We start from the raw sequence: 14,597 nt of genomic DNA on the forward strand, positions 1-14,597 counted from the left end.
TGACTGACGCAGGAGACCTCAATGTTAAATGAGGAGAATTCACAGAAAATCGGCACTCTTTACATTGTAGCCACCCCAATCGGCAATTATGACGACTTAAGTCAGCGTGCAATCGCGACTTTATCGCAAGTTGACTTAATCGCTGCTGAAGACACGCGCCATACCGGTAAGTTGCTTAGTCACTTTGGTATTAAAGCTAAAACCTTTGCTTTGCACGACCATAATGAAAAGCAAAAAGCGCAACAAATTATTGATCAACTTAATCAAGGTTTAAATATAGCATTAGTTTCGGATGCAGGCACACCGCTAATTAGTGACCCTGGTTATGCGGTTGTTAATTTATGCCGAGAGCAGGGCGCACATGTCACACCCATACCAGGAGCATGCGCCGCCATAACAGCTGTATGTTGTTCAGGTTTACCAACAGATCGTTTTCAGTTTATTGGTTTTACCCCAGCAAAAAGCAAAGCTCGCCAAGACTTTTTTATTGAAGCGGTTAATTCCAATATAACCAGCATTATGTACGAAAGTACTCATCGCATCATGGCAAGTTTAGATGACTTGGAGATAGCGCTTGGTAGTGAGCAACAAGTGGTGTTTGCTAAAGAGTTGACCAAAACCTTTGAAACATTTTTTAATGGCACAGTAAGTGAACTTAAACAGTTTTTAACCGACGATCCAACCAAACAGCGCGGCGAAATAGTGCTAATGTTGCCTGGTAATCCAAAGCAGGTTGATGATATTCCGCCAGAAGCACGTAAAATGTTGGCGTTACTTGAGAATGAAATGCCAATGAAAAAAGCCTGCGGTATAGTGGCCGATTATTTTGGCATGAAGAAAAATGCCCTTTATAAAACAATTATTGACGAAAAAGGCTAAATCTTTACTGCACATACAATCCAGCTCAGGTATACTGCGCGCCGAGTCAGCCAAGATGATCGCTGCCTGCAACGAAAATGCGCAGGGGGAGGAAAGTCCGGGCTCCATAGGGCAGGGTGCCAGCTAACGGCTGGGGGGCGTGAGCCTACGACAAGTGCAGCAGAGAGGAGACCGCCAATCTTCGGATTGGTAAGGGTGAAAGGGTGCGGTAAGAGCGCACCGGGCCACTAGCAATAGTTGGTTGCAAGGTAAACTCCACCCGGAGCAAGACCAAATAGGGTTCCTTATGGCGTGGCCCACGTTGGAACCGGGTAGGTTGCTTGAGCCATAGAGCGATTTATGGCCTAGACGAATGATTATCACTTTCTTCGGAAAGGACAGAACCCGGCTTATACGGCTGACTCACTCATTCAATAAAAAAGCCCGCAGTTAACGCTGCGGGCTTTTTTGTGCTTGAAACAAGCTATCAGATCAGAGGAAGTGATCTTTCAATTAAGTCGATTAACACATCATTTCCTAGCACTTAAAATCAAACACAACGACTTAAAATTAAGAACGCAAATGTTTAATTTAGCTTGGCTTTTTAGGGTAAGCAGAATAAGTCCAAAACATATTTTATATGAAATAACAGCGGCCGAGAGTATCACTAGTTGGTTTGGTTGTAGGGGTCAATAAAATTTGGCCACAGCTTTAGAATCTTGGTATCTAACCTCAGATTCATTTGGCGCTAAACCTGCATTATAATGTTGTTATGGGCAAAGTAATTAAACACCTGACTCAGGCGTTTAAAACTTATAAGAAAGTACGAGCACCTAATTTTAAAAAAGCTGTAATGACAATACACGCTGCTAAGGGACTTGAGTGCCTAGTAGGGTATGTTATTGATCCTAGGTTCTGGAATTCGAAGCTAGATACTAAAGATGATCACTTACGGTTGATGTACGTTGCACTCACTAGAGCCAGTGATAAGCTTATTATTTGTAAGTCACTTTCTGGAAAAATAATATACAGTGATGCTCCAACGAGAGACTATTTACTTGACGAGTTATGTAACCAGGAAGGTTTGTTCAAGGTTGTTAGTGATAGCTAATATATATTCCTACCCTTAAAGATATCTTTACCTTTGGCATGCTTATCTTTATAAATTGAAATCATTTAGCCCCTACCCATATTCTCATGATTTTATATATTTAGAATGTGGGCTCGTATTAGAGAGCATCAATAAGGCTATTAAAAATGCTGATGTTAAATTTAAGCGCTTAGCTGTTTAAGTTAATGAAAAGTAAATTTAAAGGTTTTTTGGTATTGACTTGTTAGTATTTTCCATCTTTAATGGGTGATAAATAAACAGGGGTTTTTGTAAATATACATAGGGATAAATGAAATGATCAAAGTATTTTCTATTCTACTACTAATGACTTTTAGTATCTTTGCTAATGCCTCAGATAAAGCTGATTTGACTGGCTTGGGTTTAGCATGTCCGGATGCAGAGAGAAGCAAAAAATTTTTTCCAGTCTTACTTCAGTTAGTTGTTGAGGGTAACTCAGAAAAGTTAGACATGAGTGCAACTGTGCTCAAAGAAAATTATGGTTGCCATCTCATGAATAATATGACAAATAAAATGTCAATGAAGGTGAACATACATAAAAAGGTTAAGGATGGGGAATATGATTTTTACCAGTTTAGTATTTATGAAATAAATGGTAAGCGATTTGAAGAGCAGAAAAAGTATTGGATATGGGACTTCAAGCTAGAAGGTTTTCCATTGTTTAATATTAAGTAAATACAATGAGAGTATTTTCCCTTTTATTTCTTTTTTTTATATCGTTCGACTCGTTTTGTTATGAAAGAAAAGCTTTAAATACAGTGCACCCAACATTGGAGCTGATAGATAAAGAAGGGTTTTCTATTTACTACAATAAACTCCAAGAATGCACATTACTTTTCAATAGCATATCTCCAGCAGATTTTGAAAATAAATTTGTTAACGATAATGATAAGATATACTGGCTACTTACTGAAACCATATATGAGATTTTGAAAAAACATGCTATACAAGGCGGTAACGCGGTATGTTTAGCAATATGGCATGAAGGAATTTATAAAAATATACTTTTAAAATTATCCAGTAGTGATTTATACAAGCTGAATACTAGAAAGTTCAACAAAAAAGACTTTGATTTCCATTCTCTGCTACCGGTTAGAAAAATACTTTCAAAAGCTCAAATTCTCAAATTTGATATAAATGGTTCTAAGTTACGTGTTAGCCAAAGCTTGACAGAGCAATACAAAAACTTCCTTTCTGACTACTCTTTTTCAAACCGACACGAACGTACCGTTGAGATTAATCATAGAAAGTATCTAGCGTCTTACGAGGGGGTTTTTTATCATATTCAAAATGGTAACTTAGATAAAGTTAAACAATATGTTGAGTACAACTTTGATGTAAATAGGAAAGATAACGAAAATCAGCAAACTTTATTACAATATGCAGCAGTTCATGGCCATTTTAATATTGTAAAACTATTACTAAATAATGGAGCTGACCCTAACATACGTGAGACTAATTCTGAAAATGCTTATTTAGCAGCAAAAAGAATGGGGTACAGTCAAGTAGTAGAACTGTTAGAGCCTATTACAAAAGTCAAGACGCGTTCTTCAAAAAGTAACTCAAGTTCAAACCTGAGCGATAAATGTTCAAATTTATCAGGTGAATTTGGAGCTTGGAGTGCTTGTATGAAAAATGAAGATACAGTTTTTGCAATGGGTAAAAAAGGCTTAAATGCTTATTACGCCATTAATAGGCAATGCGACAATTTAGCAGGGAATGACAATACTGGTTTATCATATCTTTGTGAAGAAGAGAGTAGAAATGGTTGTGTAGGTTTAAAGGCACCACAAAATGTTATCGATGCCTGCTATCAATGTAATGGGAGTAACCTATGGCTTAGAGTTTTTGCAATGGGCAAGGTACTTCAATGCTATTAGCGCATAACAAAAGCCATGGTTCAGTTTTGTTGTTCTAAATAACAACCAAACTGCATTGTAATAAAGTAATTTGTTTATCTGTATTAAAACTTTTTATGGTGCTCATAAAGATTGCAGTGAACTGAAAAAATTATCATTTTATTGTTTACACGATAAGTTGGAGATAGTTCAAGCTGAAATAGTTGAAACATTATTATTTTTACTTACTGATTTGATATTTTTTGAAAATATTTTTAGAGGCAGGATTTATGAAATTTAAGTTATCATTGTTTTGCATTGTTCTTTTAGGATGTTCACCTGTAGGTTTAGCACCAAGTGGAATAAAGTTAGAAAGTGTTGCAAATAGAATGAATGAAATTTTTGAACATGAATCATTCTCTACAGCCCAAAAAGCGGTTTTTGATGGAACAGCTTGTAATGCAGTTGTTTATGAATATTTAGGGATGGGGATTAGAGAAGACATTAGAGAAGACCTTATGCTCAAAAAACATTCAATACAAACTGAAATTAACTTATATAAAGCGAATTTTACATTAGACCCCGATGATGAATCATTTCCAAATACCCTGTTAGTAAGGTGTAAAGAAAATAACTGCTTAACTTCAACAAGCACTCCTTATCACGAAAACTACGATAAGGATTGGAAGCATCATTTAGAAGACCTCAGGTTGCAGGTTAATAACAAGAAAACAGCAGACGAATTACTACTTTTAATAGATGCTTACATGGCCATTTGTAAATCAGAAAATGTTTCAAAGAAAGAAGTTGTAAAATTACTTATCTCCGAAAAAAAAGGGGGGGATGAGCAATTATATAAAGCCGTCGGATTAGGGGATATAGAAGAATCAAAAAAATTACTGTTAAATGGCGCCAATATAAATTACGTACCTAATTCTGGGGAAGGATTACTTCATTTAGCTTATGGCAATTATAGTATGACTAAGTTCTTACTTAAAAATGGTATTAACGTCAACCAGCAGACAGTTGCGAAAGGTATAACAGCATTACACCTTTCTATGATGGATGAATCAAGTGGACTCAAGTTCGCAAAGCTTTATCTGTCCTACAATGCTAATCCAAATATAAAAAATATATACGGCAAAAGTTCAGTTGACTTTGCGAAAATGTACAAAAATAATGCATCTCGGTATTTGTTAGAAAGTTCAAATACTAACAATAGTAAGTTAATTAGAAAATGGAATACAGGGAGCGTAGGAAATTATGAGTTTAGTTGTAAACATGGAAGGAACGTATATATAAGAGCTGAGGAATATGACTTTTCCATAACTAACTACACCAATGGATTTGGCTATACTTCTACAGATATAAATGATGCAGTTAAAAATGCGTGCAATAATTGATTTGATTCTGCACAACTGAGATGTACAAAATTACAAGCTGAAAATGAAGTTTTGAATCAAGGTTTAGTCTTATTTAATATGAAGAAGCTAGAAGAAGTTTATATTTTTACTGGAACTGTGCCAAAAAGTGTGCGAAATTGGTACTTAATCAAAATCGAATGATTTTATAACATATTGTTTTATATGTAAAACCCTGTTTTTATCTTGCAGCTTATAGGCTGACTCACTCATTCAATAAAAAAGCCCGCAGTTAACGCTGCGGGCTTTTTTGTGCTTGAAATATACGCTCTAAATCCAAACTAGGCACAAATGCTATAAGCCATTTTCTTAGTCGTAATAAGAAAAACGATGATATTAACCTCTTTCATTAGCGCCTAACCTATTGCTTTATTGCTAGTTTAGGGAATTAGAATGAGCGTGATCGAGGGCAGTACAAGGGAGTTTGGCAATACAACGGTGCTATTACATAGCTTAGGTTCATCATGCTACCGCATCGAGTGGTATAGCAAGATGACTGGGGCATCAACCAGCTTGACGCGGATCAAACTAGGAAAATATTTAGTGCTCCGTAAATGGGCATCAGCGCTTAATATACAGGATGTGTCCAGTGAGTTTGATCGGCGTAATAGTGCACTTATTCACTTTTTGAATAATGTCGATATTGTGAAGTCTAAAGACGATTTGATACTTGCGGCAAAACAGCACTGCGTTAATCTTTTCACTAATTATGAAGGCTTAAAGCCAATCAATAAAGTCACTTTTCCTAAGCCTCGGCTGCAAGGTGCTATTGGCAAAAAAGTGGTTATAAAATCAAAAGTCGGGGATAAGGAAATTGCTCAAGGATTGCTATTACAGTTAGTCGGTAATCAAGCTGAAGTGCAAGTACCTGCTAACGATAATGAGGCGATACAGGTAAGGAAAAAGTTTTATTCCAAGCAAGTTTATATTCGCTAGCGGACTTGTTCATCAGCTGATATGGGGAATGTTGCATTAATGGTGAAGCCTTGCTCGTTTGAGAATGAGCATTGGCCGCCAAGAGCAGTCACGCGTTCATCAATGAAAGCGAGACCATAACCACCAGAATGTGAGGCGGTTGTCGCGACATTACCATTATCCTGAATAATTAACGTGATCAGATCTGAGTTGGAATCTAAACTAATTACCAACTCAGATGCGCAGCTGTGCTTGATGCAATTGGTGATTGCTTCTTGGCAAATTCGATAGATCGCAATTTGATGTTCATCTCTAATTGCTTCGTTTAAGCATAAATGTGTTATATACCTAACTTTTTCTTTATGCATCAAGCTTTTAAACTTCCCTTGTGAAAGTGCTTTTGCTAAGCCTAATTCATCAAGCTCACGCGGACGCAGATAATGCATCAGGTGATAGACTGAATCATACATTGAATTAGCATTTTGTTTTAACGTAGTCACAATCGCGCTGACGCTTTGATCCGTCATACTGGTTAAAACGGCAAGATCGGTTTTAAATGCAGTCAGGTTTTGCCCTAATTCATCATGAAGCTCTTGTGATAAATGCTTCCTCTCACTTTCTTGTACATTCACCATTTTGATAGCCAGTTGTTGGTTTTTTTCTAATTGCGCCCTAAGTTCAATGTTTGTCAGTGTTAGCATATTATTTTTTTGTCGCAGCTCTGCTGCTGCCGCACCGAGTAATAAACTCGTTGCGGCATTGGTCAGAATAAACAATTGGCTAATATAAGTATTAGTTGCATCTTGTGTGATGCTTGCTTCTAATATTATTAAGCCATTTGCTGCTGCTGCGCCAAATATAGCGCCTGTAATACCAAAGTGATATGAAAACCAAATAATTGGTAGTAGGGAAGCCAAGCGTAATAGTGAGTAGATATCAGGGCGAAGCAGATAAATCGACAGCATTAATAGGGTAAAAACAGTGACTGTGATAATTAGTTTAACTCCACCCTCTAGGCTAAAGGCTCGGTGATAACTGTTAGCACACAAAATAATAAAAGGTGTGATAAACAAGCTGCCAGTCAAATCACCTAAAGTCATATTTAACTGATATTGCAGTAGTTGTTTACCTTCTAACCAAGTTGTGAACTCAAAAGAGCTGGCAAACAAAAACCATTTTGATGCTGCCGCTAAGCTTGCTAGTAAAATAAGCGAAAGCACACCTTTACTATCTTTTATCGTTGGTGGCCAACGGCTATGCTTAAAAGCGAAGACAATGGCTAAATAGATAGCCTCTTGCCACGCACCATGTAATAAATTTAAATGCCATTGCTGGGTATAAAAAGAACCTAAATACGCTGCATAGAGTCGTGATGCTAACCATATTATTGGCCAATAGCGTGTTGGGAACATAATAACAAAAGCCAGTTTAATACCTGCAGGGAGAAATATAGCACTACTTTGTGGGACGGTTTCTAGATGGTTACTAACCCATGTAGAGGCACACAGCGCGATTAAGTAAGCAACGCAAACCGCGCATTGCTTAGCTGCCCCTAGTACTATGTTTGTAGTGGAAGGTGTGGCAGTGATAAGCCTAGGCCAACTCATTAAGTTGAATAACCCCGATATCAATGGCAACTTTTAATAGTTCAAATGAAGTTGTTGCGTTTAGTTTATTACAAATATTTGTTTTATGTACGTGAGCGGTTTTCGGCATCATGCCGAGCTGTTGAGCAACCTGTTTGGCATTTAAGCCTTTGGCAAAAAGTGGTAGAGCCTCTATTTCTCTATTTGTTAAAAGGTCTTTTTTATCAGAAACACAGGTGTAGTTGAAGTTAACGTCTTCACTGATGTAGCGATGGCCGCGCATTACTGTTTTTACCGCATCAATCATAGCGTCTGAAGCTGAGCGCTTTGACACATAACCAAGCGCCCCAAGTTGTATTGCATTGCTGACGTACGGTTCATGGTCATGCATAGAAGCTACAATGGTTTTTATTTCTGGGTAATGCTCATTTAAGTATGATAGAAAAGTCAGGCCAGTCTCACCTTCGTGCATTGAAATATCAACGATAAAGACATCTGGCTGGTCAATATTTACTGCTAACTTTGCTTCGTTCACTGAGCAAGCTTCAATTGTTACTTGCCAGTTTAACTCGAGCTCAAGTAGTTTTTTAAAACTATCTCGAACTAACTGATGATCTTCAATGATTCCAATCCGCATAAATCCCTCCATTTTCAGGAATTATACATCTAAATCAATTTATTATGTCTAAGAATTATTCCTAGTGAAATTACCTGTCGATTCTTAAGATGAACGTTAATGTAGGTTTGTAGCAATGATGTATTGCAAAAGAGGTGTTAACCGTGCAAAGGGCTAAGTTTTGTTACTATTAATCGCTTTAAACACTGAGTAGCTAACGGCTAATACTAGACAGATGGTGGCGGGGATAAAGAGGGCATTAAATTTATAAAACTGGAATGCATAAGCACCTAATGTGCCACCGCAAATGAATCCTGAGATGATCAGTAAAAACAACAGTGCTTTGCGTTTATCAAAGGGTTCGCCTCTTAATTTAGCGCCAAGCATTAGCCCTAGATCAGTAAAGATACCGGTAACATGGGTGGTGCGAATAACTGCGCCGCTGTAAGTGGTGGCTAACGCGTTTTGTAAGCCGCAGGCTGCAGATGCTAAATAGTGCCCGTTTACAGAGTCATTCGATAAAAAATACACTGAGCTTGCTAACAGAATGGCTTCAAATAACAGCAAGCTGCTGTAGTTATGGCCGAGTTTTAATGCACCACTTTGCAAAAAAGCGCCGGAGATCGCCGCACCAGCTAAAAAACTCAGTAGGATAAGAGCTAGGTGTAATACATCAGTAACGTGGGAGGTAACAAGGCTTGTGCCAAGGAGTGTTGCAGTGCCTGATAGATGTGAAATTGATTGATGTTTGAAGCCTAGTAACCCTATCGAATTAACAAGCCCAGCAACAAGCGCAAGTAAAAACGATCCATATTCTACCCAACGAGGCAATTTTGAAATCACGGCTAACAGTTAATTTAATAAAATCTGTTTGGTAACCTATCAGTTCGTTATTTATTAAACAATAGCTAGCTAAGTTTTCTGTGCATAGTTTGTGCTGGATCAGCAATATTTAGGTAGCTGTTGTGGATTGGTTGCTTACCAGTGCTAAAAATTCCTGTTCGGGTAATGGCTTTGCAAACAAATAGCCTTGGCCATAATCACACCCTATACCAAGTAATAATTGCTGCTGCTCTGGTGTTTCAATGCCTTCGGCAATCACTTTTAAACCAAATTGATGTGCCATAGTGATAATTGCTTTGCATAACGCGAGATCTTGATTGTCGGCTTGAATGTTATCAACAAAACATTTATCAATTTTTAAATAATCTGCGTCCATTTGTTGCAAGTAGGCAAGCGATGAATAGCCGGTGCCAAAGTCATCTAAAGCGAGTTCCATACCGGATTTTACCAGCGCTTTCAGACGTTGTTGAGTGAGTTGCTCTGGTGCGATCATTAACCCTTCGGTGATCTCGCTAACAATTGCACTCGGTGGTAAATTGGCGGCTTTTAGTAAGGCTGGCCACAGATCAATACCGCTATCAAGGCAGCTAAATTGTACCGGCGAGACATTAATACTAAGTTGAAAGTTGGCATCAACCTGCGCTCGTAAAATCGTTAGCGTTTGTAATGCGCGAGTAAATACAAATTGTCCTAATGGATTGATATATCTAGACTCTTCGGCCAGAGGTATAAACTCTGCGGGACTAATTACGCCGCGTGTCGGGTGGCGCCAGCGCAATAGTGCTTCTGCTTTATGAATGTGCCCAGAATCTAGGTTAACGATTGCTTGGTAATAAAGATCAAATTGTTTTTGTTCAATGCCATAGCGCATGTTTTTGAGTAAATCCATACGCGCTTGTGCTTGCTCACGTAAGTTGTGATTGAAAAACTCAAAACAGTTACGACCATTTTGTTTGGCTTTATACATGGCTTGGTCGGCGGCTTTTAATAACAGCTCTGAGCTATCGCCATCGATTGGTGCAATAGCGATGCCGATGCTGGTTGCTATGTGTAGTTCTTCGCCTTCGAGTATAAATGCTTTTGTCATGGCATTGAGGATATCGTTGGCTACTTTTTTAATGTGTTCTTCAGTGACTAGCTTGGCATGCACAATGACAAATTCGTCGCCACCAATACGTGCAATAAACTCAATATCAACAATTTCTTGTTGCAAACGAATTGCGATCAACTTAAGTAATTCGTCACCATAAAAATGGCCTAAGGTGTCATTTATGTCTTTGAAATGATCAAGATCAAGTAGCATGATCACCAGTGGCTCATTAGGATTTAAGCTGTTGTTGAGGCGCTGATTTAAGCGTTCTTTAAGCTCAATTCGATTAGGTAGATTGGTTAAATGATCATAGTGAGTTTGATGCCATATCAGATCTTCTGCTGCTTTTTTAGCAGTAATATCGGTAAAGATCGCGACTCTGCGCTGCGCTTCAGAATGTTCATTGTATACAGTATCGATAGTAAGCCATTCAGTGAATAACTCGCCATCTTTACGACGGTTAATTATTTCACCTTGCCAACGACCCGTTTTTTGTAACTGTAGCCACATTTCATGATAAAACGCTTTGCTGTGTTTGCCTGAAGCTAAGATAGCGGTGGTATTGCCCAGTATTTCTTTTTTACTGTATTGAGTTACTTCACAAAAAGCTGGGTTAACATCTAAGATAACGCCGTTTGGATCGGTAATAGCCATTCCTTCACTGCTATTTGAGTAGACCAATGAGGCCAGATGAGAGGCTTTTTCAGCGTTCTTTCGCTGGCTAATATCTTGCAATACGATGGTGTACTCGTTGCTATTAAGCTTGGCACTGATCCGCGCTTCAAATACTTGCTCGACTTCGCTGTTATTGATTATTAACTCAAATTGACTAGTTTTATTTTTACAGGGTAAATTCCTAAGTAACTGTTTACTTTTTTCTTCACCAAGTAGCTCGCGAAGATGTAACTTTGAACGCGTACACACTGGTAAATTTAACTGTGAAATTTGTCCGCCTAAGTTCAGTACATCACCGTGAACATTGATCCGAATATAGGTATCAGGCAAGGCGTTTAATAAACTACTTAGTTCGTCATGTTGGCGTTTGACACTCGCTTCTGCCGTCAGACGTGTTTGCGCCATCGCTTTAAAATGTTGATAGAGAGTATTCAGCTCTGGGCTATTTAAAGAAAACTGTTTTGGTAATAACCCTTGCGCAAGCTCTTTAATCGTCAGTGTGAGTTGCGCTATGGGCGTTAATACGTTGCGCTTTAATTGGCTATGAGCAAATATAGACAGGCCAATAATCATCAATGTGAATGCAGCTAATGTGATAAAAAATAGTTGGTTGGCAGCTTGAATTGCGTTATTAAATGGCATGACAACATAGACGTTCAGGCTATTTTTAGTTTCATCGGTATACATGGTTTTACTGTGTAAAATGTGATTAATACCTTGCAATTCAATTGTGCTATTGAGCATAGGTAGTTCAGAGCTAAATCCATAGGCGTTAATATTTTCGCCAAACAGCGATGGATCGTTAGGGTAATTTGCAATAATGCGACCGTTGTTGTCGGTTATAACAGCAATGGCATCTTCGGGTAAATGAGAGTTGGCAAGTATCTGGCTCCACCAATCTAATGTGACAACCGTTACTACCGCCCCATATACTTGTTGCTGTTGATCAATAAGTGGATAAGCAAAATTGAAACTGAAGGTATTGATACTGCGATCTTTTTGAAAATAGCCAATGGCAAAACTTTTAGTTGCCAAAGCATTTTTAAAGTATTCACGATCGGCAATATTAATATTTTCTTTGCGTCCTTGTAATATACACACTGCGTCGCCTTGCATATTGACGATGCCAATATTCGCAATTTCAGGTTGAAGTTCTTGTATTTTAGTTAGGTAATAAGGGCAGCCGGTTTGTAGTGGCGCGGCAAAGTCTTTTAAATCCGCAAGCTGAATAGTAAATGTTTTAATTTTTTTGAGTAGCTCAGTTTGCTGATCCATAAGCTGTTCGGCAACAGTTAAAGCCTGCAGCCGACTCTCTTGGCGCGCAGTTTCTTTGGCATGCCAAAGGCTAAATAAGATCACCAAAATACCTGGTAAGCTCAGTAAGATAAATAAACGATAAAGTCGGTGTTGTAACGATGAGGAAAAAATAACAATACTCTTCATACTGGGCTTTGGCATAAAATTGTAGCCAATTAAGTTGAAAATAACCATATATAATAAAAGGTTATTTATACTTTCTCTAATAAATAATAGAGCAACTACGCAAAAGAGTATGATTGCGCTACGTAAACCTCATTATTATAGTAAACGTAATAACCAGCTAAATTGACTTAGCTTTATTTTTTTGGATGAATTTTGGTTATGACTATTTAGCGCTTGAAAGCCTGCACCTGCCGTAAAGGCACTGGCAATACCGACATTCGATACTGCAAAGCGTTTAAGTCGGTAATTGAAAGCTTGATGATGTTGCTGTTTTAACGCATTGATGCTATTCATTTTTTGACTTAAGTGACGAACTTTATGATTTGGTTTCTTAATAAAATAATCAATTAGCATTATTCACCCCTATTTATATTGAGTAATTGTTTAATGCTGTGCGCAGTTTTATCAAAGCTAATTTTACTGCTTATATAACCAATATTTTTCCACAGCCACATCAAACAAAGCAATTGTAAGCCAATTAGACACACAGCACTGAACCATATTGATTGACTAAAGGCAAAAATCGCAAAGCCAAGTGTGATCAGCAAACCGGCCCACAACAATACTAAGCCACCGGCAAAACTTACCAGTAAAATAATAGTCAATGCCAAAGAGCGGGTTGATAGTCGCCACTCGGCACTCGCTAATTCTTTACAAATACCTGCCTGTTGGCGATAGTCCTGATAAAGCTGTTCACCGTATTGAGACAATTTAGCAAGATGATCTTGCCACTGATCAGCACTTTGCGGTGCAGGATCAGCGGCTTGATGCTGTTTATCTTTAGGATCGGTATGTGGTTGCATAATCGCTTACTTGCTACGGCGAAATAGTGCAGTTACTAGCATACCGGCTGCAAACGCAATACCAGCTGTAGCAAGCGGATTTTCAGCGGCTAATTGACGAGTTTTACCACTGTATTCAGACAGTTTTTCACGCGCAATTTTTTGCTTTTCAGTCAGAGTTTCAGCTGAGCTTGAAGCACCATGGCGAATATTTTGCTCTGCTGTTGCAGCCTTAGAAGACAGCGAATCAACAGCAAGATGAGCCGCTGAGGTTGCTTTATCTGTTAATGGCGATTCAGTGTGAGCAGCGATGTCATCAACTTTTTTACTGGTTTTTGCAGCTGAATTAGAACTCGATGTTGAAGTAGTCATAGTAATCGTTCCTTAAATATTAAAACTAAATTGTGTAATACTTGTTGCAGCCTTCGTACCACTTCTACAATCTTATTTAATTACTTATAAATCAATGTTTTACTTTTTATTTTTCGAATTGGTTTGTTTGAAATAACAGCGTTTTAAGTAACTATTGCAAAAAGATCGCGTAAATTTTACAAGATCTATTAAGCAGTAATTCGCTACTAATATTTTGTAACTGTTCATTGATTATTCATTAATCATTTAAGTCTGTTTATTTTGTTTTATCTCAGAATAAAATATTTTTTTTGTAGTTATCCACTTTTTCCCACGTAATTCAGTAGCTTTGCGCTAGGCCTTATTTTTTCTGGCTTTAACACGCCATTATAGGTTTTTGCTGACTTGACAAAATAGCTTGTCAAGCCCTAAACTGGAGCACTGTGGTAAAAAGTGGTATTTAGTGGATCAAATTGGATCAAATTAATCAAAACAGATTAATTACAAACTTTTAGAGTAGGCTTTTTATGTTCCGTGGTGCGAGTTCACTGAGTTTGGATGATAAAGGACGATTTGCGGTACCTACTAAGTACCGAGACTCGTTGTTGTCTGAAGATCAGGGGACGGTGATCTGTACTGTCGCACTGAACGAGCCTTGCTTGTGGTTATATCCATTGGCGCAATGGCAGGATATAGAAGATCGCTTAGCTAAAATTTCCAATATGAATCCACGCGCTCGACGCATGCAAAGGATGTTGTTAGGTAATGCAACAGAATACCAATTAGATAAAAATGGTCGAATATTGCTGGCACCGTCGTTACGGTCTCATGCTGATTTAGGCAAAAAAATCATGTTGGTCGGTTTGATGAATAAATTTGAGATCTGGGATGAAGAGCGTTGGCATGAACAAATGCGCCAAGACACCGAAATTGAACGACTCGGTGAGTTTGAATCGACCCCAGACTTAGATAATTTTTCGCTCTGATCACACAATAAAAAGGCAAACAATA

14 protein-coding genes and 1 other RNA gene are annotated in these 14,597 nt (G+C 38.1%); 8 read left to right on the top strand and 7 right to left on the bottom strand.

What is annotated here, in order from left to right:
- Positions 1–21 precede the first annotated feature (21 nt).
- The 7 genes from rsmI to H5162_RS11650 all read left to right on the top strand — a co-directional run bounded on the left by rsmI (position 22) and on the right by H5162_RS11650 (position 6,182).
- Positions 22–879, top strand: a complete 858-nt coding sequence (rsmI, locus tag H5162_RS11620; RefSeq protein ID WP_149980608.1) for a 16S rRNA (cytidine(1402)-2'-O)-methyltransferase — start codon at positions 22–24, stop codon at positions 877–879.
- A 43-nt stretch (positions 880–922) separates the two neighbouring features.
- Positions 923–1,287: RNase P RNA component class A (gene rnpB, locus H5162_RS11625), an RNA gene on the top strand.
- Positions 1,288–1,711: 424 nt separating this feature from the next.
- On the top strand, positions 1,712–1,969 hold the full coding sequence (locus H5162_RS21560; protein ID WP_409076814.1) for an ATP-binding domain-containing protein: 258 nt from the start codon (positions 1,712–1,714) through the stop codon (positions 1,967–1,969).
- A gap of 294 nt (positions 1,970–2,263) precedes the next feature.
- Positions 2,264–2,662 carry a hypothetical protein gene (locus tag H5162_RS11635; protein WP_182778582.1) on the top strand — a complete coding sequence of 133 codons (399 nt, stop codon included), beginning with the start codon at positions 2,264–2,266 and terminating at the stop codon, positions 2,660–2,662.
- An 83-nt stretch (positions 2,663–2,745) separates the two neighbouring features.
- Positions 2,746–3,867, top strand: coding sequence for an ankyrin repeat domain-containing protein (locus tag H5162_RS11640; RefSeq protein WP_182778583.1), 1,122 nt, complete (start codon positions 2,746–2,748; stop codon positions 3,865–3,867).
- 248 nt (positions 3,868–4,115) lie between these two features.
- Positions 4,116–5,228: an ankyrin repeat domain-containing protein gene (locus tag H5162_RS11645; RefSeq protein ID WP_182778585.1), complete on the top strand. Its 1,113-nt coding sequence runs from the start codon at positions 4,116–4,118 to the stop codon at positions 5,226–5,228.
- Positions 5,229–5,639: 411 nt separating this feature from the next.
- Positions 5,640–6,182, top strand: coding sequence for a hypothetical protein (locus tag H5162_RS11650; RefSeq protein ID WP_182731654.1), 543 nt, complete (start codon positions 5,640–5,642; stop codon positions 6,180–6,182).
- Here H5162_RS11650 and H5162_RS11655 read toward each other — a convergent pair.
- From H5162_RS11655 to H5162_RS11685, 7 genes are all read right to left on the bottom strand, one after another.
- Complete coding sequence (locus tag H5162_RS11655; RefSeq protein WP_182778587.1) at positions 6,179–7,768, bottom strand: MASE1 domain-containing protein; 1,590 nt, start codon at positions 7,766–7,768, stop codon at positions 6,179–6,181. The two genes, H5162_RS11650 and H5162_RS11655, sit on opposite strands and share 4 nt — an antisense overlap.
- The gene (locus tag H5162_RS11660; protein ID WP_149980610.1) at positions 7,755–8,384 is read right to left on the bottom strand and encodes a response regulator transcription factor; all 630 of its coding nucleotides are present in this window, start codon (positions 8,382–8,384) and stop codon (positions 7,755–7,757) included. The genes H5162_RS11655 and H5162_RS11660 overlap by 14 nt, the downstream gene beginning before the upstream one ends.
- 153 nt (positions 8,385–8,537) lie before the next feature.
- Positions 8,538–9,206 (bottom strand): YoaK family protein, encoded by a 669-nt coding sequence (locus H5162_RS11665; RefSeq protein WP_182731652.1) that lies wholly within the window; start codon positions 9,204–9,206, stop codon positions 8,538–8,540.
- 109 nt (positions 9,207–9,315) lie between these two features.
- Positions 9,316–12,429 carry an EAL domain-containing protein gene (locus H5162_RS11670; RefSeq protein WP_259398215.1) on the bottom strand — a complete coding sequence of 1,038 codons (3,114 nt, stop codon included), beginning with the start codon at positions 12,427–12,429 and terminating at the stop codon, positions 9,316–9,318.
- 120 nt (positions 12,430–12,549) lie between these two features.
- Positions 12,550–12,807: a hypothetical protein gene (locus tag H5162_RS11675; protein ID WP_182731650.1), complete on the bottom strand. Its 258-nt coding sequence runs from the start codon at positions 12,805–12,807 to the stop codon at positions 12,550–12,552.
- Positions 12,807–13,256: a hypothetical protein gene (locus H5162_RS11680; protein ID WP_182778589.1), complete on the bottom strand. Its 450-nt coding sequence runs from the start codon at positions 13,254–13,256 to the stop codon at positions 12,807–12,809. Before H5162_RS11680 ends, H5162_RS11675 begins: the two co-directional genes overlap by 1 nt.
- 6 nt (positions 13,257–13,262) lie before the next feature.
- Positions 13,263–13,607, bottom strand: a complete 345-nt coding sequence (locus H5162_RS11685; protein WP_182731648.1) for a DUF883 domain-containing protein — start codon at positions 13,605–13,607, stop codon at positions 13,263–13,265.
- A gap of 506 nt (positions 13,608–14,113) precedes the next feature.
- Here H5162_RS11685 and mraZ point away from each other — a divergent pair.
- Complete coding sequence (mraZ, locus tag H5162_RS11690) at positions 14,114–14,572, top strand: division/cell wall cluster transcriptional repressor MraZ (RefSeq protein ID WP_145236856.1); 459 nt, start codon at positions 14,114–14,116, stop codon at positions 14,570–14,572.
- Positions 14,573–14,597 lie beyond the last annotated feature (25 nt).

Source organism: Pseudoalteromonas sp. SR41-8 (assembly GCF_014163915.1).
In the GTDB taxonomy this organism is placed as follows: Bacteria; Pseudomonadota; Gammaproteobacteria; order Enterobacterales; family Alteromonadaceae; genus Pseudoalteromonas; species Pseudoalteromonas rhizosphaerae.

Bases quoted from the DNA above. Each gene is read 5' to 3' on its own strand.
- H5162_RS11660 (WP_149980610.1), bottom strand. From the start codon at position 8,384: ATGCGGATTGGAATCATTGAAGATCATCAGTTAGTTCGAGATAGTTTT.
- H5162_RS11635 (WP_182778582.1), top strand. From the start codon at position 2,264: ATGATCAAAGTATTTTCTATTCTACTACTAATGACTTTTAGTATCTTT.
- rsmI (WP_149980608.1), top strand. From the start codon at position 22: ATGTTAAATGAGGAGAATTCACAGAAAATCGGCACTCTTTACATTGTA.
- H5162_RS11645 (WP_182778585.1), top strand. From the start codon at position 4,116: ATGAAATTTAAGTTATCATTGTTTTGCATTGTTCTTTTAGGATGTTCA.
- H5162_RS11675 (WP_182731650.1), bottom strand. From the start codon at position 12,807: ATGCTAATTGATTATTTTATTAAGAAACCAAATCATAAAGTTCGTCAC.
- mraZ (WP_145236856.1), top strand. From the start codon at position 14,114: ATGTTCCGTGGTGCGAGTTCACTGAGTTTGGATGATAAAGGACGATTT.
- H5162_RS11650 (WP_182731654.1), top strand. From the start codon at position 5,640: ATGAGCGTGATCGAGGGCAGTACAAGGGAGTTTGGCAATACAACGGTG.
- H5162_RS11680 (WP_182778589.1), bottom strand. From the start codon at position 13,256: ATGCAACCACATACCGATCCTAAAGATAAACAGCATCAAGCCGCTGAT.
- H5162_RS11685 (WP_182731648.1), bottom strand. From the start codon at position 13,607: ATGACTACTTCAACATCGAGTTCTAATTCAGCTGCAAAAACCAGTAAA.
- H5162_RS11655 (WP_182778587.1), bottom strand. From the start codon at position 7,768: ATGAGTTGGCCTAGGCTTATCACTGCCACACCTTCCACTACAAACATA.
- H5162_RS11670 (WP_259398215.1), bottom strand. From the start codon at position 12,429: ATGCCAAAGCCCAGTATGAAGAGTATTGTTATTTTTTCCTCATCGTTA.
- H5162_RS21560 (WP_409076814.1), top strand. From the start codon at position 1,712: ATGACAATACACGCTGCTAAGGGACTTGAGTGCCTAGTAGGGTATGTT.